The organism is Micropruina sp., assembly GCF_047602085.1.
Taxonomy (GTDB): Bacteria; Actinomycetota; Actinomycetes; order Propionibacteriales; family Propionibacteriaceae; genus Micropruina.
The window spans coordinates 169,463-188,459 of the sequence record NZ_JASGID010000006.1 but is presented as its reverse complement, the minus strand read 5'-3'; the positions used below and the strand labels follow the sequence as shown (position 1 = coordinate 188,459).

The following is an 18,997-nucleotide window of genomic DNA, read 5'->3' as shown; positions in this document are numbered from 1 at the left end:
CCGAAACATAAGCGAGCAGGATCCGGACGGTCAACCAAGACGGCGTCGAGGTCTGCCGTTGTCACTTCATGCATGCACTCCCCCAATATTCTTGTCAGCTATAGAAACATCTGGTGTCACTGCCACTACGGCCGTAGCAGGGTGAAGTCTTTGCACCATTTGACGCCGCGTTCGCGATGGTACTCAAGCGTCTATTGTGCATCTGCCGCCCCAGGGGTCTCCGACCTCGACAGTTCCTTAAGTGCGTCTGCCCATGATTGTCCATCTGTGCGCACGACCCACACCTGGAGATCATTGCCGGGATCCGCTTGTGCAAGGCTAACCTGAGTGGCGAAGAGCACAGAACATCCGATTACCAGTGAAACGAGACGGTATAATAGCTTCCGGTGCATCGCAGGCTTCCTCGTCGAAACCATGTCGGTGCCCGAAGTCCAGCCCAACCGAACCCTCATTGTCAAGTATCTTTGGGATCTTTAACTCACCGAGCAGCCGTTGCTGCTGTCCACCGCTTCGGACGCCGTCCCCGAGTCTCGGGCGCACGACGGACAGCGAATCGGCCACCCATCTGGACACCCGCAACGCCGACACTGCGCAGCACTGGGAGCAGGTATGACCGTGGTGTGGATGTTCGGCTGGGTGACTCTGGTGCTGGCCCTCGGGCTGTTCGGTTGGCCCCGCTGGCGGACGGATCGACCCAAGTGGCCCACGATCGCTTGCGCGGTGGGCTTCACTACTCTTCCACCGCTTGAGCAGTGGGTGATCTATCGCGTCGCCTATGTCGCCTCGGGCGAGCCTGTCGGAGGACTCATCGGGGGTTCGATCGTTGCCATGGCCATGTGGAAGTACTACGCGGCACCGTTCGTCGCACTGTGGGTTGTGTATCTGATCGTCTTGGTCCGACGACGCCGCTGTCGCGTGCGGTCCGGCACGGTGGGCGGCATCCGATAGGAGCCAAAAGTGAAAACATGGGACTGGCCACGAACTAGCGCACCGGCCACCGAAAGGGTGTTGTCGCATGTGTTGTCAAGAACAGCGTGAGTGTTGTCAGTTTCACAAATGCTCTCGATCCGCCCTTCGTCGGCTGAAATCTGTCAGAGCGGGTGCCTACCGTGGTTTTCATGAATCAGTCGATCAGTCTCGCTACGGGATTCATTCCCGGACGGCTGGTCGCGAAAACTGTCAGTGGCGACGTTTAGGGTCCAGGTATGAATATCGGAGCAGAAGTCGGGACGGCGGTGGCAGATTTCGCCACGGCCGTGGCCGCTCTGCTCGATCGCCTCGACTACGACATGGCCTTGTTGACGGATCGGAAGCAGTTGAAGCTGGTCGCTGATCTGCTCACGGTGCAGTCGCGGTTGTCGGGCGTGGTGCACACCGTGCTCGGCCAAGTCGACCGGGCCGAAGCAGCCATGACCGCCCACGGCATCCCCACCACCAGTTGGCTGGCAGCCGAGCTGCACTACACCCATGGCCAGGCTTCAGCGATGGTGCACCACGCCGCCGATCTGCACCGGTTCACCCAACTTGGGGACGCGCTACGCGACGGCCGCGCGAACGACCGGCAAGCCCAAGCAGTCACCCAGGTGCTGAAGAAGCTGCCCGCCGATCTGGGCGTCGAAGCCGAAGCAAAAGCACAAGTGACGATGGTCGGCCATTGCGACCAGTTCGACAGCCACTATCTGGCCGGCCTGTCCCGCCACCTGCTGGAGGTGGTCGCCCCCGAAGTAGCGGAAGAGGCGGAGGCGAAACGGCAGGAACGGGAACTGCGCGACGCCCAACAAGCCCGGCATTTGAACTTTTCCGACGATGGGCACGGTTCCACCACAATCAAAGGCAGCCTGCCTACTGCGGATGCTGCCCTGATCAAGGAACAGATCGAAGCACTCGCGCAACAGATGCACCGCACCGCCCTGGAACTCCGCGATCCAGGAGTGCCGCAACCATCGTGGCCGCAACGTCGCGCTGATGCGCTGGTGGAGTTGGCCCGCCGGATCGCGATCCACCGCGACGCTCCCCGGCATGGTGGCGACCGGCCGCACCTGACGATCCTGATCGACTACAACGACCTACTCGGCGACTGCCACGGCGCCGGACTGGCCGACGGCACCCGACTGACCGCCGGCCAGTTGCGTCAGTTCGCCTGTGATGCCGGTGTGCTACCCGTGATTCTGGGCGGCCCTTCCGGCGTGCTCGACGTGGGCCGCGAACACCGCCTCGTCACTCCCGATATCCGGCACGCTCTCCATGTCCGAGACCGGGGATGCGTGTTCCCCGGGTGCGATCGACCCGCGGCTGACTGCGACGCCCACCACATCGTCCCCTGGGCCCGAGGTGGAGCGACGGCGTTGTCGAATCTGTGTTTGTTGTGCAAACATCACCATAATTTGCTGGAACCCGACCGGAAACGGGTTCCCGGGTTGCAATGGGAGATCCAAATCTCACCCGATGGGACACCAGAGGTACTTCCACCCCGTTTTGTCGACCGACACCGGCGGCCTCGACGTCACCAACGGTACCGATCACCTGAACAGTCGGAGATATCAATCACTGCAACGGAGCCGCCGCACACCGCAGGCCGGGCAGGAATGGATGTCGGACGACTATCGGCCTCGTCGGAATCATAAACCGAAGAGCGCACAACCCGAGTCGCACAGCAATTTCGCAGCCCCCATTCGTGGTCGTTCCATGGCTGATTCCGAGCTCGCGTCACCGATCATGCGGATTCTCCGACCGGCCGCCTTGTGCCGCATGGCCGCAGTACGCGCGGCACGTGCATGCGCCTCACCTGACCGCCGGGCAGAGGCCCGTCGCGATGGCGCCCGGAGCGCCTCCTCGAATAGTTGCTGGCAGGGCATGGCCATCTCGCCTTCGCCTTCGAGTCAGCACACCTGCTGCTGCGAGCTTCGCTACCGCGCGCCAACCGGCTAGCGAGCAGGGCGACAGCCGAGGCCGGGCCAGCAAACCTCGCGGGCCGATTCAGAGGCCAGGCAACTCGCTCCGAGCCGCTGAGGACAGCGCCGGCCAACGCAACCACCGCTGGTTGAGCCAATCGAAACTCCTTGCCGGAGACGCATCTTTGAGGTCTCGACAGGCTCGACCAACGAGAATCAGCGACTCCTCAGGGCAGGGCAGCGCTGATCAACCAGACCCCCTTTGGTTGAGCGACGTCGAAACCCCTTGCCAGCCAGCACACGCCGAGGTCTCGACAAGCTCGACCAACGAAACTCAGCGCTTCCTCAGATCCCAGCCCGTCAACCGGGGCGACGCTCGGAAGCCTCGCGTCGACAACCTGCTTAACTAACCAGATGGTTCACAAACGACCAATTTCTATGCATACTGATCCCCACGACCTCGCGATTCACACTTGGGAGACGCACTGATGGCATCGACGACGAGCCAACCGAAGCCCCTGCGGCCCGAGCAGCAGCAGGAGCTCGACGACCTGCTGGCCAAAGCGCGCGCCGCGCAGAAGGTCATCGAGACCTACGACCAGGAGAAGGTCGACCGGCTCTGCCAGGCGATCGCCTGGGCGGTGGCCAACAAGGTGACCTTCACCCGGCTGGTGCACGAGGGCATCGAGGAATCCGGCCTGGGCGACCCGGTCAGCCGGATGGGCAAGCGGATGAAGATCCGCGGCGTGCTGCGCGACGCGCTGCGCCAGCCCAGCGTCGGCGTCATCGAGACCGATGAGGCGAAGGGCCTGGTCAAGTACGGCAAGCCGGTCGGCCTGATCGGCTGCATCGTGCCCACCACCAACCCCGACCTGACCCCGGCCGGCAACGCGATCTACTGCGTCAAGGCCCGCAACGTGATGATCTTCTCCCCGCACCCGCGGTCGAAGAAGACCACCTTCGAGACCGTCCGGCTGATGCGCGAAGCGCTCGAGCGCGAGGGCGCCCCGGCCGACATCCTGCAGTGCATCACCCAACCCAGCGTGGCCATGTCGCAGGCACTGATGGCGGCGTCCGACCTGGTCATCGCGACCGGCGGGCAGCCGATGGTGCGCGCCGCCTACAGCTCCGGCACCCCCGCCTACGGGGTCGGCGCCGGCAACTCGACGATGATCATCGACGAGACCGCCGATGTCGCGATCGCCGCCCGCAACAGCCGCATCTCGAAGACCTCCGACTTCGGCTCCGGCTGTTCGGCCGATGGCAACCTGATCATCCACGAGTCGATCTGGGACGACATGATCGCCGCGCTGCAGGCCGAGGGCGGCTACCTCGCCGAGGGTGAGCAGCGTGCGGCGCTGGCGAAGGTGATGTGGGACGACGAGGCGCACCGGCTGCCCGACACCGTTGCCATCGCGCCGTCCGAGCTGGCCAAGCACGCCGGCTTCGAGGTGCCCGAGGGCACGACGTTCCTCTTCGTCAAGGGCGACGGCATCGGCGACGAGTTCCCGTTCTCGCGCGAGAAGCTGACCACCCTGCTCACCGTGCACCGCTACTCCGGCGAGTTCGAGAACGCCCTGGACGCCATGCGCACCGTCTACGAGGTGGGCGGCAAGGGCCACTCCTGCGGCATCTACTCCCACGACGACGACCACATCCACCGCCTCGGCCTGGCCGCGCCGGTCTCCCGGATCATGGTCCGCCAACCGCAGTCGAAGGCCAACGCGGGCGCGTTCAACAACGGCATGCCGATGACCTCGTCGATGGGTTGCGGTACCTGGGGCGGCAACATCACCAGCGAGAACGTGCACCTCAAGCACTACCTGAACACCACCTGGGTGGCCCGTCCGATCCCTGAGGACAAGCCCAGTGACGAGGAGCTGTTCGGCGACTTCTACGACCCGGCCCTCGAGCCCGCGGACGCCTGAGGCACCCCGATGACCCAGTCCCCCGAGGAGTTGGTGGAGGCCGCCCACAACTGGTGGTCGACCGACATCATCGACATCCACCCCGGCACGATCGGCGTCCGGGGCTACCCGATCGAGCAGCTGATCGGCCGGATCAGCTTCCCGCAGATGATCTGGCTGATGCTGCGCGGCGACCTGCCCAGCGCCGACCAGGCATCCCTGCTGGAAGCCGCGCTGGTGGCGTCGGTCGATCACGGGCCGCACGCCCCGTCGATCGCGATCAGCCGGATGTCGGTCACCTGCGGGCTGCCGCTCAACGGGGCGATGGCGTCCGCGATCAACGTGCTGGACGACGTGCACGGCGGCGCCGGCCAGCAGTGCATGGAGCTGTACCGCGACATTGATGCCGAGCTGACCGACCAGGGTCACGGCCCGGACGCCCCGCTCGCCGAGGCCGACGCGGTCGCAGCAGCCACCACCGTCTGGGCCCGCTGGAATGAGCGCGGCGTCAGGTACGCACCCGGCTTCGGGCACCGCTTCCACCCACTCGACCCGCGCGCGTCGCGACTGCTCGGCCTGGTCGACGACCTGGCCGCGAAGGGCGCGGTGAGCGGCCGGTTCGCCACCATCGGACGCGCCGTCGAGGAGGCCATCTCGGCCGGACGCAGCCGCCGGGTCCCGATGAACATCGACGGCGCCACCGCGGTGATCTACTCCGAGCTCGGCTTCGCCCCCGAACTGGGCCGCGGCATCTTCATCCTGTCCCGCTCGGTCGGCATCCTCGCCCACGCCTGGGAGCAGACCGGCCAGGGCGGCCGGATCAAGGGCCCGATGACGCCGAAGATCCCCTACCGCTACACCGGCGAACCCCGCCGCGACCTGCCGGACGCCGACCCGAGCGGCACGGAGGGACGGTTCTTTTCGGTCCATTCCTCGGCCGCGTCGTCCGGCCCCACCACCGCCCAGCCCACCGAACCCGCCTGAGCACCCGAAACCAGGAGTCACCGATGACCACCGACCTGATCTCGCACCAGCTCGTCCGCTACCTCGAGTACCGCGACGTGAAGCACGTCTTCGGACTGTGCGGGCACACCAATATCGCGGTGCTCGCGGCCCTGTCGAAGTCGGGCAGCATCGAGTTCGTCAACACCCGGCACGAACAGCTGGCCGCCCACGCCGCCGACGGTTACGCCCGGGCCACCCACCGTGCCTCGGTGGTGCTCTCCCACCTCGGCCCCGGCCTGACCAATGCCGCCACCGGCGTGGCCAACGCCGCCCTCGATTCGGTGCCGATGGTGGTCATCGCCGGCGACATTCCCTCGCACTACTACGGCAAGCACCCGCACCAGGAGGTCAACCTGCACGCCGACGGCGCGCAGCACGAGATCTACCGGCCGTTCGTGAAGCGGGCCTGGCGGGTCGAGTCTGCGCACCTGTTCGCCGAGATCCTCGACAAGGCGTTCCGGCTGGCGCAGAGCGGACGCCCCGGCCCCGTCCTGGTCAGCGTGCCGATGGACATCTTCTCCGCCGAGGTGGACGTCGCCACCTTCGACAAGGCGATGGCCGGCACCACCGAACTGGCCAAGCCGGGCCTCGACCCGGCGGTCGCCGAGCAGATCGTGACCAACCTGCTGGCCGCTGAGCGTCCGCTGCTGCACGTCGGCGGCGGCATCGTGCTGGCCGACGCCGCGGACGAGCTGGCCGCGCTGGTCGACCACCTGCAGGTTCCGGTCAGCCACAGCCTGATGGGCAAGGGCGCGGTCGCCGACGACAACCCGTGCGTGCTGGGCATGACCGGCTTCTGGGGCACCGAATTCGTCAACGCTGCGACCCGCAACGCCGACTGGATCCTGGCCCTGGGCGTCACCTTCGCCGAAGCCGACAGCTCGTCGTGGGAGGAGAAGTACACCTTCCGCATCCCCGACACAAAGCTGATGCAGATCGACATCGACCCCGAGGAACTGGGCCGCAACTATCCGCTGCAGGTCGGCGCCGTCGCCGACCTCAAGCCGGCCATCGCGGCACTGGTCGAGGCCGCCAAGCGGTTGGCTCCGGACGGCGTCCAACGGCCGGAACTGCTGGCCGAGATCAAGCGGCAGCGCGACGACTTCCGCTCCCGAAACGCCGAGGCGGTGGCCAGCGATGCCTGGCCGATGCGTCCGGAACGGATCCTCGCCGAGGTCCGCGAGGTGCTGCCCGCCGACGCGATCATCACCACCGACGTGGGGTGGAACAAGAACGGGATGGCCCAGCAGATGGACATCCTCACCCCCGGCTCGGTGTTCACCCCCGGCGGCTTCGCCACCATGGGCTTCGGCGCCCCGGCCGCCCTCGGCGCCAAGATCGCCTGCCCCGAGCGGGTGGTGGTGTCGCTGGTCGGCGACGGCGGCTTCGGCGCCAACCCGAGCCTGCTCTACACCGCCCGCGAGAAGGGCATCGCCGCGGTCTGGGTGGTGATGAACAACAACGCGTTCGGCACCATCGCCGGGCTGGAGAAGGCACACTTCGACACCACCTACGGCACCGTCTTCGAGAACGCGGACGGCCCGGTGACGACCGACTTCGGCGCCATCGCCCGCGCCTACGGCGTCCAGGGCGTCACGCTGACCAGCGCGGACGAGTTCAAGCCGGCCCTGGCGAAGGCGATCGCGGCCGGCGTCCCGGTGGTGATCGACGTGTCGATGATCAACGTGCCGACGCCCACGTCCGGGCATTGGAACATCATGGACATCTACTCCCCCGGTGCCGGCATCCACCACGCCGCCACCTCGTGAGCGTCCGATCATGACCGCCGCGCTCAGCGTCGAGCAGCAGGCCCAGCAGTACGCGCTGGGGCACCTGACGATCATCGACACCCCGACCCCGGAACTGGTCCGGATCGCCGCCCGCACCGGCTACGACTACGTCAGCCCTCGGCTGATCTGCGACGGGCTGCCCGGCACGGACCACTCCCTGGCCCGCAACCCGGCCCTCCTGCACGCCACCCGCGAGGCGCTGGCCGAGACCGGTCTGCCGGTGCACGACATTGAACTTGCCCGGATCGCCGACGATGTCGATCCGGACAGCTATGAGGCCGAACTCGCCATCGGCGCCGCCATCGGCGCCGGCCACCTCCTGTCGAGCATCTGGAGTTCCGACCACGGCTACTCGGTGGACGCCTTCGGACGGCTCTGCCGGCTGGCCGCGCAGTACGGCTTGACGGTCAACCTGGAATGGCTGGCGCTGGCCGCCGTCACGACCATGGCCGACGCGGTCGCGGTGCTGCGCGAGGTGGACGAGCCGAACGCCCGGTTGATGATCGACCTGCACCACTTTCACCGTTCGCGCGAGCGGGTCGCCGACCTGGCCGCCATGCCGCGGGAGTGGTTCGAGTTCGTCCAGATCTGCGACGCCCCCGGCCCGATCCCCACCGACGTCGACGAGATGGCACGGATCATCCGCGAGGGCCGCAACTATCTCGGCGAGGGCGGCACCGACCCCGCCGCGGTGCTGGACGCACTGCCGCCGCTGGTCTATTCGGTGGAGATCCCCAGCGCCACCGATGTCGCACGGCTGGGCGCCGAGGGGCACGCCCGGCGCTGCCTGGAGACCTCGCGGTCCTATCTCGCCCGCGAATGCCGCACCGAACGAGAGGCCGTCCGATGACCGGAACCGAGTCGATCGGCAGCCGCCTCGATCAGGCACTGCTGACCCGGCGGCCCGACCCCGAGACCGGGGCCCCCTGGCCCGCGCCGGGCGCCGACCGGTGGCCGACGGTCAGCCGGACCACCGGTTGGGGCGCCGGCGCACGGCCCGCCGTCCATCGGCTGTTCCTGCTCGGCGAGGGCATCGGCGCCTCCCGGACGCCCGGGCTGCACGAATACGAGGGCCGGGAGCAGGGGCTGTGGTTGTCCTACCGGACTCTCGACAGCCTGGAATGGGCCATCACCGCGGCCGACCTGCCCGCCGTGATCGAGTGGGCGCGGGCGTCCGGATTCTCCGGCTTCAACGTCACTCATCCGTTCAAGCAGGCGATCATTCCAAGCCTTGACGAACTCTCCGATCGGGCGCGCGCACTCGGCGCGGTGAACACCGTGGTGCTGCGTGAGGGCCGCGCCATCGGACACAACACCGACTGGTGCGGCTACCAGACGCCCTTCGCCGACGTTCTTCCGGATGCCTGCCGGGGCACCGTCGTGCAAATCGGCGCCGGCGGCGCCGGCGCCGCGGTCGCCTACGCGACCCTGGATCTGGGCACGCCGCTGCTGATCATCCACGACATCGACAGCGAGCGGGCTCGGCAGTTGGTGGAACGGATGCGCGGAATCTTCGGTCCCGATCGGGTCCAGGTCGGGGTCGACCTGGCTCGCTCGCTGGCCGAGGCCGAGGGGGTGGTCAACGCGACTCCGGTCGGCATGGCGACCCACCCCGGCTGTGCGATCGACGCCGGCCTGCTGCGACCGCAGCTGTGGGTCTCCGAGATCGTGTACTTCCCCCTTCACACCGAATTATTGGTCCGCGCCCGTGCTGCTGGGTGCCGGACCGTCGATGGCGCCGGGATGGCGGCCGAACAGGCCGTCCGGGCGTTCGAGCTGTTCACGGGAGTCACACCCGACGCCCCGCGAATGCACGCTCGGGTACGGGCAATGGTTGCCTGAACCCCAACCTCCGGTGGGGCCGTCCACTACCTCGGGCGTTCACCGGCCACGCATCGAAGGCGATGCGTTCAACGGCCCTCCGGGCCCCTGAACGAGAGGTTCTCATGTCCGCAGTAACTACACACGAAAAACAAACCGGAAAAGCAACAGCCAGCGGCTGGATCGGCAGTGCCCTGGAGTACTACGACTTCTTCATCTACGCCCAGGCCGCCGCGCTGATCTTTCCGACCATCATGTTCGACAGCCGGGATCCCCGGATGGCGATCATCGGTGCGCTCGGCACCTACGTGGTCGGCTATGTGGCCCGCCCGATCGGCGCCTTCGTCCTGGGTGCCTGGGGTGACAAGCACGGCCGCAAGAACGTCCTGGTGCTCTGCATGCTGCTGATGGGCATCTCGACCATGCTGGTGGCGGTGCTGCCCACCTATCAGCAGGTCGGCATCCTGGCGCCCGCGATGCTGATGGCGCTGCGCCTGGTGCAGGGCTTCGCCGTGGCCGGCGAGATCTCGGGCGCGAGCTCGATGATCCTTGAACACGCGCCGTTCGGACGCCGTGGCTACTTCGGCAGTTTCACCCTGCAGGGCACCCAGTTCGGCCAGATCCTGGCCGCCGCGGTGTTCCTGCCGCTGGCCCACTACCTGTCCGAGGACGCCTTCCACACCTGGGGTTGGCGGGTGCCGTTTGCCCTCAGCGCCGGTGTGGTCGTCGCCGGGTACCTGATCCGTCGCAAGGTGGACGAGACCCCGGCCTTCCAGGAAGAGCAGGCAGAGGGCACCGTCGCCGAGTCGCCGATCAAGCAGGCGTTCCGGGAGAACCCGGGCACCATCGGCCGGGTGTTCTGCATGGCCCTGACCAACATCGTCGCCGTGACGACGTCCATCTTCGGCGCCACCTACGCCACCAACAAGAGCTACGGCATCGGCTTCCACCCCGACGTCTACCTGTGGATCCCGCTGCTCGGCAACGTGGTCGCCTGCATCGTCATCCCCTTGGTGGGCAACCTGTCGGACAAGATCGGCCGGCGCATCCCGATGATGCTCGCCCCGGTCCTCTGTGGCCTGATGTCGTACGGCTACCTGTGGTCGATCAGCCAGTCGAACGTGCCGCTGGCGATCGTCTTCTCACTGGTCATGTGGGGCGCGGTGTACCAGGGCTACAACGCCGTCTTCCCGGCGTTCTACCCCGAGTTGTTCCCGACCAAGACCCGGGTCACCTCGATGGCGATCGCCCAGAACCTGGGCACCGTCGCCTCCTCGGCCATGGTGCTGGTGTTCCCGCTGGTGGCGCCGCCAGGGTCGACCAACGTGGTGATGACCGTGGGCACCCTCACCCTCGCGCTCTGTGTGATCGCTTCGGTCGCCGCCTGGAAGTCTCCTGAGACCTTCCGGTTGCGTGGCGACGACCTGGGCGTGCCCGGGGCACAACCCGTGCCGGAGGCTGAATACAATCGCCTGCGCGAACAGGCCATCGCCGACGCCAAGGCCGCCAAGGCCGCCGCCTCGGCGTAGCGCCGGCGTCCCTATTCTGGGTGGGCGGCCACCACCGCCGCCCACCCAGTCAGGAGCTTGTGATGAAATCGAGCACCAGTCCCGGAATCGGCGTCGCGATGGCCGTCCTGCTGCTGCTGGCCGGTTGGTACATGGCCACCTCCGGAGTCGGCACAGCCCAACTGTTCGGCTGGCTCTTCCTCGGCGTCGGCGCGGTCTCGGGCCTGATCAACGTCGTACTGCTGCTGCGGCAGCGCCGATAGATGAACGCGATGTCGCACGAACGGCGCAGCGTACAGTGACGCTCATGTCGGCCGAGCCAGCGCCCCCACCCGCCCCCGCGCCCGAGCCTGCGGCCGCACCTGCACGCAAGAGACGCAGCGCCAAACGCTCCAAGAACGAACTGCTGGCGATCGCCACCGCCGAGTTCGCCCGGGTCGGCTACTTCGGGGCCCGGGTCGACGAGATCGCCGCGAAGAGTTCCACCACGAAGCGGATGATCTATTACTACTTCGGCGACAAGGACGGGCTGTTCACCGCCGTCCTGGAACGCGCCTACGCCGACATCCGGGCCGCCGAGAAGGCGCTCGACCTGAGCGGCCTGCCACCCCGCGCGGCCCTGGCCCGGCTGATCGACCACACCTTCCGCTGGCACGCCACCCACCCCGAGCTGGCCCGGCTGGTGTCGTCGGAGAACGCACTCGACGCCATGCACCTGCGGCAATCCGCACGCCAGGCCGGGACCAACCTGCCGATCTTGCAGACCACTGCCCGCATTCTGGCCCGGGGCCTCGCCGACGGCAGCTTCGTCCGCGAGGTCGATGCCGTCGACCTGCACCTGTACATGAGCGCGATCGCTCTGTTCAGGGTCACCAACGCACCGACCATCGCCGCCACCTTCGGCGTACTGATGAACACCGACGAATCACTGGCCGCCGCCATCGCCGACCTCACCGAGATGATCTGCGCGTGGCTCGCCACACCGGCGTAAAGTGGGACGTCCGGCAGAAATCGGCAAGCAGGAGCTTCCTTGACCCAGCCAGCCTCGGCTTTCGACCGCGAACTCGCCACTGAACAGGCGCACGTCGACCTGGTCTATGCCCAACTCGACAAGGCGACCGCCTCGGCGCGGCGCAGCGCCACCGCCGGCCGATCGATCTACACCTCCGATCGTGGCACCTGGATGCGCGAAGAGGACGGCACGGCGATGTTCGAGCGGGACGCCTTCGCCTTTCAGGCCGCCAAAAGGCTGGCCACCCTCGACGCCGAGCACGAGGGCCTGGTCTTCGGCCGGCTCGACCTCACCGACGGCGACATTCGCTACATCGGCCGGATCGGCGTGCGCGACGACGAGTACGAGCCGCTGGTGATCGACTGGCGCGCTCGGGCCGCCGAGCCGTTCTACCGCGCCACCCCGTCCGACCCGATGGAGGTCGCCCGCCGGCGGGTGCTGCGCTGTCGCAACGACCGGGTGATCGGCATCGAGGACGACCTGCTCGACGCCGCCGACGCCGGCGACCTGGTGATCATCGGCGAGGGCGCGCTGATGGCGTCGCTGCAGCGGGCCCGCGGCGCCCACATGCGCGACATCGTCGCCACCATTCAGGCCGAGCAGGACGAGGCGATCCGGGCCGACGTGCCGGGGGTCACGATCATCTCCGGGGGCCCGGGCACCGGCAAGACCGTGGTCGCCCTGCACCGGGCCGCCTACCTGCTGTACAGCAACCGGCGCCGGTTCGAACGGGGCGGCATTTTGGTGGTCGGCCCGTCGGCGCTGTTCATGAACTACATCGAGCGGGTGCTGCCGTCGCTGGGCGAAGACTCGGTCACCCTGCGCTCGATCGGCGCGGTGGCCTCCGACCTGCTTGGTTTCTCGGCCGACCGCAACGACGACGCGGCCGCGGCCACGATCAAGGGCTCGCTGCGCATGGCCCCGCTGCTGAAGCGGCTGGTCGACCTGCCGCTGGTGGACGGCGGCGGCGAGAGCACCCGGCTGCTGCTCACCGTCAAGGGCGAACCGGTGGGCCTCGACTCGGCCGCCCTGGGCCGCATTCGCAGTGAGGTACTGGGCCGGTTCACCGTGAACCGCGCTCGCGATGCCGCCGAGAAAGCCCTGCTCACGGCGCTCGCCGCCCAGGTGCCCGAGCACCTCGAACTCGATCGCGAGACCATCGACGAACTGATCACCGGCAGTGCCCAGTGGCGCATGTTCGTGAACGCCTGGTGGCCCACGCTCAGCCCCACCGAGGTGCTGCGCCGTCTGGACGACCCGGCGATCACCCGGCGGGTCGCGGTCGGGCTGCTCGACGCCACCGAGCAGCAACTGCTGACCGAGTCATTGAGGCACCAGAACTGGTCGGTGGCCGACATCGCGTTGCTCGACGAACTGGCGAGCCTGCTCGGCCCGGTGCCCGCCGACGCTGACGCCGAAGACCCGGTGTTCATTGAGGGCGGCGCGGTGGCCGAGTTGGTCACCGTCGCCGACCGGTTGTCGCACCGGGTGGCTGACGACCCCGACGAAAGCGCCCACGACGAGTTCGCCCACCTGCTGATCGACGAGGCACAGGACATCACGCCGATGCAGTGGCGCATGCTGCGCCGGCGCGGCGCCCACGCCTCGTGGACCATCGTCGGCGACCCGGCCCAAAGCAGTTGGCCCGACCTGGCCGAGTCTGAGCAGGCGCTGGCCGAGCTGATCGGGAACGCCGCGAGCCGACGGCACCGGCTGAGCGTCAACTACCGCTCCCCGGCCGAGGTATTCACCCTGGCCGCCCGGGTGGTCAGCAACGCCTTCCCGGGTGCCGACCTGCCCGAAGCCGTGCGTAGCACCGGCATCGAGCCCGACTTGGTGGGCGTCGAGCCGGAACAGTTGCTGGGGGCCGTCAAGCGCTGGGCGGCCCAGTTGCTGGGCGAGCTCCCCGGCACCGTCGGGGTGATCGCTCCCCCCTCGCGCCTGGCCGCCGTCGCGGCGACGCTCGCCCCCCTGGCCGACCCGCGCGTGGTGCTGGTCACCCCGTTGCAGGCCAAGGGCCTGGAGTACGACGGGGTGATCGTGGTCGCGCCCGACGACATCGTCGCCGAGTCACCGGGCGGCGAACGCGTGCTCTACGTGGCCCTGACCCGTCCGACCCAGCGGCTGGTCACCGTCGATCCAGACCCAGCCGGCGGAGGTTGGCGAGAATCGCTGACGTAGCCCGCGACCGGTTGAGTGTGAAGAACTGCAGCCCGGGCGCTCCGCCGCGCAGCAATTCGGCGCTGAACTCGGTGGCGATCTCGACCCCCACCCGTCGCACGGACGCCGGGTCGTCGGCCACCTGCTGCAACCGGCGTACCACCCGGTCGGGCAGTTCGGCGCCCGACAGCGCGGCGAACCTGCTGACCTGGGCCAGGTTGGTGACCGGCTGAACGCCGGCCACGATCGGCAGCGTGCAGCCGATGGCCCGGCTGCGTTCGACGAGCCTGAAGTAGGCACCGGCGTCGAAGAACAACTGGGTGACCGCGAAGCTCGCCCCGGCCTCTTGCTTGGCCAGCAGCAGCCGGGCATCCAGGTCGGGGTCACGGTTTTGTGGGTGCGGGTCGGGGAATGCCGCCACCCCGATGCCGAAGTCGAAGTTGTCGGCGATCAGCCGAACCAGTTCGGTCGCGTTCGCCAGTCCGTCCGGGTGCCGCACCCAGGGCACTGTGGGACCCCCCGGCATGTCGCCGCGGATCGCCAGAATGTGCCGTACGCCGGCCTCGGAGTAGGCCGCGAGGGTCTGCAGCAGTTGGTCGCGGGACTGGCTGGCGCAGGTCAGGTGGCCCACCGTCTGGGCCCGAGTCTGGGTCTTGATGAACCGCGTCGCGGTGATCGTGCGGTCGCGGGTGGCGCCGGAGGCGCCGTAGGTGACCGATAGCCAGTTCGGGCGGGCGTGGTCGAGCTCGACGATGGTGTTGCGCAGCACCTCGACCCCGGCCTCATCGGCGGGCGGGAAGAACTCGAAGCTGAACGTCGGATGGCTCGCATCGGCCAGCAACTCGGCGATGCTCGGCAGGTTCGCGCGCTCCGCGGGGGAGAAATCTGGGGCGCCGGGCCCTGCAGCGTGGTTCACAGACACGATCACCCAGCTTACGCCTGCCCGGACTGGCGCTGCCCCAAGGACTTACCGATCAACGCGACCGACCGCTCGATGAGCGTATCGAAACCCCTAGTGAGAGCACTCTATTCGAGGTCTCGCAGGTGAGATCGGTGCCGACCGGCGGGAATTCGTCCGGCGCCGGGCCAGGGACGCGCTGATCAATACGCCGAAGGCACCCTAGGCTCAGGGGGTGGGCATCTTCGCTATGGACGACCCGATCGGGGCACCCTTCCGGGAGGCGGTCGGGGGCGCACTGCAGAGCTTCGTCGCCGAACGGTCGGCCGGCCTGGCCCGTTTCGGGGGGCAGGCCCCGCTGCTGGGTGAGCTGGCAGCGGCGTTCACCGCCGGGGGCAAGCGGATTCGGCCCGCGTTCTGCTGGTGGGGGCACCAGGCGGTGGCCGAAGCCGCCGACGCAAAGGCCCTGCTGCGGGCCTGCGCCAGCCTCGACCTGCTGCATGTCTCGGCGCTGGTTCACGACGACGTGATGGACGCCTCTGACGTCCGCCGCGGGGTGCCCGCGGCGCACCGCCAGTTCGAGGCTTGGCACGCCGAGCACGCGCTGCTGGGCTCAGCCGAGGCTTTCGGACGGGCCGGCGCGATTCTGCTCGGCGATCTGCTGCTGGTCTGGTCGATGGAACTGTTCACCGCGTCCGGCCTGCCCGGGCAGGCACTGCGGCGTGGGCTACCGCTGCTGGATGCCATGCGCACCGAGGTCACCTGTGGGCAGTTCCTCGACGTGGTGGCCCAGGCCGAGCCGATCGGCGCTGTCGACCTGATGGACGTGGTGCCCCGGGTGGTGGAGTACAAGACCTCGCGCTACACCGTGATCCGTCCGCTGCAGATCGGCGCCGCCCTGGCCGGCGGGTCTGAGCCGGTGCTGGCCGCGCTGGCCGGGTACGGCTCGCCGCTGGGGCGTGCGTTCCAGTTTCGCGACGACGTGCTGGGCGTCTTCGGAGAACCTGGGGTGACCGGCAAGCCGGCCGGCGACGACCTGCGCGAGGGCAAGCGGACGGTCCTGGTGGCGCACGCCCTCGAACTGGCGTCCGAGACGGCGAAGGAGCGGCTCACCGGGCTGCTCGGCAACGCAGAGCTCGACGCCGCTGATGTCGCCACCGCGCAAGAGATCATCGTGGCTTCGGGCGCCTTGGCGGCCACCGAACAGCGCATCGCCGACGATCTCGACCGGGCACTGGCTGCGCTCAGCGGCGCCCCGCTGCGTGACGAGGCCGTAAACGCACTGCGCCGGCTGGCCGAGTTGTCGACCAGCCGGGCAGCGTAGACCTGGGGTCAGTGCCAGAGCCCCAAGGCGAACTCGGCCACCACCGTGGCCAGCACGAACGAGGCCCCGATGGCCACGATTCCCACGGGGATGATCTTCCAGCCGATCGTGCGCAGCATCGGCAGGTCCTTGCCCAGGCCCAGACCGGCAACCGTCAGCAGCACGGTGATCAGCGACAGCAGCTCGACGCTGCTGGCCATCTTGATCAGGCCGGCGGCGACCGGCGAGAACGGCGTGGTCGCCAGCGCGCCCAGGGTGATCACCGTGACGATGGCCGGCAGCTTGCCGCGGGTGACCTTGGCCAGCGCCACAGCGACCCACACGATGACCGCCATCACCAGGTAGATGAACACCATGTCGATCGAGAAGGACTTGGCGTGCACCATGCTGGCCAGCAGCCCGAGGCCGATGATCACCAGCAGCGAGACCGGCAACGGCACGGTGGTCGTGCTGTGCAGCAGCTTGGCCGCAGCCGACTCGGCCTCGGCCGACGAACCAGCCGTCTTCGTCTCCTGCCGGTGCTTATTGCCGGTCAAGAAGTGGTAGAATTTGTCGGCCAGCGGCAGCGCCACCCAGACCCCGACGTAAAGGCCGACAACGCTGGTGATCAGGTTCGAGGTGGCGGCCAGCGCCAGCACCTGATCCTTCATATCGGCATGCTGGGTGATGATCACCGACGCCGCCGCGGCCATCATCGAGCCCGAACCGACGCCGGCACCCATGGCCAGGGCACGCGCGTCGAAGATGCCGAGCGAGGTGGTCAGCGAGGCGATCAGGCTGACGATGATGGCGCCGAAGATGGTGCCGAACACGTACATCGAGAGCACGCCCTGGTACTGCGGCGAATCGGAGCCGTAGCGGTCGTTGACCATCGCGAACGAAGCCTCGCGGTCGATCGAGAAGGTGGCCCCGATCGTGGCCGGGCCCATCTTCAGCAGAACGGCCAGCGGAAGCGCCAGCAACAGGGTGCCGAACAGGTGACCGAGCTCTTGCAGCAGCAGCGCCGGGCCGGCCTGCACCACCGTCATGACGTTCGGGCCGATGCTGAACGACAGCCGGGCACCCAGAAACAACACGGCCACCCCCATGATCGCGGTCGCGCCCTCTTGCAGCGGCAGCGGCATCGGGCGCCAGCGCTGGCCGGACACGAAGATGCCGCCCAGCAGGCCCCAGATCATCGGGAGCAGGGTGACCGAGGCGATCCCCAGCGGGATCACCAGCGAGCCGATCAGCTCAGAGATAAGGCTCAGCACGAGGGCGAAACCGATGACGACCCAGAGTCCGCGGTCGCGGAAGGTCAACGTTGCGGGCCCGCTAACGGTGGCAGTGGCGCTTGGAGGGGACATGGTTGGCCTTTCTTAAGCCGGAAGGATTGTCGGTCTTAGGAGGTGAATGGAACCTGAGTGGCGCCGGGCGGACGGGCTGCGGTTCGACGCTTGAGGTCGGCGCGCAGGTCGGGGTCGAGGGCAGCGTCTAGCGCGGTCCAGGCCAGCAGCGCGGCACCGTCGAGGGCGGCGTCGTCGGCAGCCGGAGTGGCTGCCGAGATGGTGAAGGTGGGGCTGTGCGCCGGACCCACTTCGCCGAGAAAGGCGATCATCGGATGAATGGCGGGCACCACCTGCGACACGTTGCCCATGTCGGTGGAGCCGCCGCCGACCGATGACGCCGGTACGATCGTCCGGCCCCGGGCCACCAGGTTGGCGTCCCAGAATCGCGCCAGATCGGGGTCGCTGTCGACCATCGCGTACGGGTGTTCGGTGAGCTGCCAGGCCCAGGTGCAGCCGGTGGCGATGGCGGCGCCCTCGAAGCAGGCGAGGACCCGGCGCTTGAGGTCACGCCACACCTCGAGATCGAAGGCCCGCAGCTCGACCTGCACGACGGCGCGGTCGGGAATGATGTTCGTCGCCTGGCCACCCTCGGAGATGAAGGCGTTCATGTTGGTCGCCTTGGGCACGTGCTGGCGCAGCAACCCGAGTGCGACGAGCGCGACGGTGGCGGCCGCCGCCGCGTTGATGCCCTGTTCGGGCATGGCCGCGGCGTGCGCCGTCTGGCCGGTGAAGACCACCTCGAAGCGCTCCACGGCGGTGCTCCCCATACCGCCGGCCGAGCCGTCGACGCCCGTCATGCCGTGCACCATCATCGAGAAGTCGACACCCTCCCAGGCGCCCGCGTTCAGCAGCGACACCTTGCCACCGCCGTGCTCCTCGGCCGGTGTACCGAGCAGCCGGACGGTGAGGCCGGCCTCGTCGGCCACCGGGGCCAGGGCGAGCGCGGCTCCCACGCCGGCGGCGGCAATCACGTTGTGTCCGCAGCCGTGGCCGATGCCCGGCAACGCGTCGTACTCCGCGCACAGCACCACGGTGAGATCGCCGGACCCGATGCTGGCCTCCACCGCGGTCGGCACCCCGTAGGCGCCCCGAGTCACCGCGAAACCGGACGCCTCCAGCAGGTCGGCCACCCGGGCGGCAGCGCGATGCTCCTCCCACGAAACCTCGGGGTCGGCATGAATTGCATGGCTGAGCTCGAGCACGTCCGCGGCGCGTGCTTGCAGTTCGACGGCGGCGCGTTCCTTGAGCACGACCGCCAGGTCATTAACGGTTTGGGCGGTATGAGTCACCGATCTGGCCCCACTTTCTTTGATCGGGGCTCAGTGTGGACCAATACAGGGCGTCGCATGTTAC

General features: G+C 68.1%; 15 protein-coding genes. 12 read left to right on the top strand and 3 right to left on the bottom strand.

Annotated elements, in window-relative coordinates; translation table 11 throughout:
• The first annotated feature begins 609 nt into the window (after positions 1 to 609).
• The 11 genes from QM721_RS12470 to QM721_RS12420 all read left to right on the top strand — a co-directional run bounded on the left by QM721_RS12470 (position 610) and on the right by QM721_RS12420 (position 14,115).
• Positions 610 to 948: a hypothetical protein gene (locus QM721_RS12470; RefSeq protein WP_415122457.1), complete on the top strand. Its 339-nt coding sequence runs from the start codon at positions 610 to 612 to the stop codon at positions 946 to 948.
• A gap of 308 nt (positions 949 to 1,256) precedes the next feature.
• The gene (locus QM721_RS12465) at positions 1,257 to 2,624 is read left to right on the top strand and encodes a DUF222 domain-containing protein (protein ID WP_415122455.1); all 1,368 of its coding nucleotides are present in this window, start codon (positions 1,257 to 1,259) and stop codon (positions 2,622 to 2,624) included.
• 755 nt (positions 2,625 to 3,379) lie between these two features.
• The gene (locus tag QM721_RS12460; protein ID WP_415122453.1) at positions 3,380 to 4,819 is read left to right on the top strand and encodes an aldehyde dehydrogenase family protein; all 1,440 of its coding nucleotides are present in this window, start codon (positions 3,380 to 3,382) and stop codon (positions 4,817 to 4,819) included.
• A 9-nt stretch (positions 4,820 to 4,828) separates the two neighbouring features.
• Positions 4,829 to 5,782 (top strand): citryl-CoA lyase, encoded by a 954-nt coding sequence (locus QM721_RS12455; protein WP_415122451.1) that lies wholly within the window; start codon positions 4,829 to 4,831, stop codon positions 5,780 to 5,782.
• 23 nt (positions 5,783 to 5,805) lie between these two features.
• On the top strand, positions 5,806 to 7,572 hold the full coding sequence (locus QM721_RS12450; RefSeq protein WP_415122449.1) for a thiamine pyrophosphate-binding protein: 1,767 nt from the start codon (positions 5,806 to 5,808) through the stop codon (positions 7,570 to 7,572).
• Between the two features lie 10 nt (positions 7,573 to 7,582).
• Positions 7,583 to 8,443, top strand: a complete 861-nt coding sequence (locus QM721_RS12445; protein WP_415122447.1) for a sugar phosphate isomerase/epimerase family protein — start codon at positions 7,583 to 7,585, stop codon at positions 8,441 to 8,443.
• Positions 8,440 to 9,435 carry a shikimate dehydrogenase gene (locus QM721_RS12440; protein ID WP_415122445.1) on the top strand — a complete coding sequence of 332 codons (996 nt, stop codon included), beginning with the start codon at positions 8,440 to 8,442 and terminating at the stop codon, positions 9,433 to 9,435. Before QM721_RS12445 ends, QM721_RS12440 begins: the two co-directional genes overlap by 4 nt.
• A gap of 104 nt (positions 9,436 to 9,539) precedes the next feature.
• Positions 9,540 to 10,943 carry an MFS transporter gene (locus QM721_RS12435; protein ID WP_415122443.1) on the top strand — a complete coding sequence of 468 codons (1,404 nt, stop codon included), beginning with the start codon at positions 9,540 to 9,542 and terminating at the stop codon, positions 10,941 to 10,943.
• A gap of 62 nt (positions 10,944 to 11,005) precedes the next feature.
• Entirely contained in the window at positions 11,006 to 11,185 is a 180-nt protein-coding gene (locus QM721_RS12430; RefSeq protein WP_415122441.1) for a hypothetical protein, read from the top strand.
• 44 nt (positions 11,186 to 11,229) lie between these two features.
• Positions 11,230 to 11,913, top strand: a complete 684-nt coding sequence (locus tag QM721_RS12425; protein ID WP_415122439.1) for a TetR/AcrR family transcriptional regulator — start codon at positions 11,230 to 11,232, stop codon at positions 11,911 to 11,913.
• Positions 11,914 to 11,952: 39 nt separating this feature from the next.
• On the top strand, positions 11,953 to 14,115 hold the full coding sequence (locus QM721_RS12420; protein WP_415122437.1) for a HelD family protein: 2,163 nt from the start codon (positions 11,953 to 11,955) through the stop codon (positions 14,113 to 14,115).
• Here the strand turns inward: QM721_RS12420 and QM721_RS12415 are convergent.
• On the bottom strand, positions 14,063 to 15,016 hold the full coding sequence (locus QM721_RS12415) for a methylenetetrahydrofolate reductase (protein ID WP_415122435.1): 954 nt from the start codon (positions 15,014 to 15,016) through the stop codon (positions 14,063 to 14,065). The two genes, QM721_RS12420 and QM721_RS12415, sit on opposite strands and share 53 nt — an antisense overlap.
• A 226-nt stretch (positions 15,017 to 15,242) precedes the next feature.
• Between QM721_RS12415 and QM721_RS12410 the strand changes: the two genes are divergently transcribed.
• A complete protein-coding gene (locus QM721_RS12410; protein WP_415122483.1) occupies positions 15,243 to 16,316 on the top strand; it encodes a polyprenyl synthetase family protein in 1,074 nt (357 codons plus the stop codon).
• An 8-nt stretch (positions 16,317 to 16,324) separates the two neighbouring features.
• On the opposite strand, the gene QM721_RS12405 is transcribed toward QM721_RS12410, so the two are convergent.
• Positions 16,325 to 17,569 carry a DUF3100 domain-containing protein gene (locus QM721_RS12405; RefSeq protein WP_415122433.1) on the bottom strand — a complete coding sequence of 415 codons (1,245 nt, stop codon included), beginning with the start codon at positions 17,567 to 17,569 and terminating at the stop codon, positions 16,325 to 16,327.
• A 128-nt stretch (positions 17,570 to 17,697) separates the two neighbouring features.
• On the bottom strand, positions 17,698 to 18,933 hold the full coding sequence (locus QM721_RS12400) for an amidohydrolase (protein ID WP_415122431.1): 1,236 nt from the start codon (positions 18,931 to 18,933) through the stop codon (positions 17,698 to 17,700).
• Positions 18,934 to 18,997 lie beyond the last annotated feature (64 nt).

Bases quoted from the DNA above. Each gene is read 5' to 3' on its own strand.
- QM721_RS12470 (WP_415122457.1), top strand. From the start codon at position 610: ATGACCGTGGTGTGGATGTTCGGCTGGGTGACTCTGGTGCTGGCCCTC.
- QM721_RS12460 (WP_415122453.1), top strand. From the start codon at position 3,380: ATGGCATCGACGACGAGCCAACCGAAGCCCCTGCGGCCCGAGCAGCAG.
- QM721_RS12455 (WP_415122451.1), top strand. From the start codon at position 4,829: ATGACCCAGTCCCCCGAGGAGTTGGTGGAGGCCGCCCACAACTGGTGG.
- QM721_RS12450 (WP_415122449.1), top strand. From the start codon at position 5,806: ATGACCACCGACCTGATCTCGCACCAGCTCGTCCGCTACCTCGAGTAC.
- QM721_RS12445 (WP_415122447.1), top strand. From the start codon at position 7,583: ATGACCGCCGCGCTCAGCGTCGAGCAGCAGGCCCAGCAGTACGCGCTG.
- QM721_RS12440 (WP_415122445.1), top strand. From the start codon at position 8,440: ATGACCGGAACCGAGTCGATCGGCAGCCGCCTCGATCAGGCACTGCTG.
- QM721_RS12435 (WP_415122443.1), top strand. From the start codon at position 9,540: ATGTCCGCAGTAACTACACACGAAAAACAAACCGGAAAAGCAACAGCC.
- QM721_RS12430 (WP_415122441.1), top strand. From the start codon at position 11,006: ATGAAATCGAGCACCAGTCCCGGAATCGGCGTCGCGATGGCCGTCCTG.
- QM721_RS12425 (WP_415122439.1), top strand. From the start codon at position 11,230: ATGTCGGCCGAGCCAGCGCCCCCACCCGCCCCCGCGCCCGAGCCTGCG.
- QM721_RS12410 (WP_415122483.1), top strand. From the start codon at position 15,243: ATGGACGACCCGATCGGGGCACCCTTCCGGGAGGCGGTCGGGGGCGCA.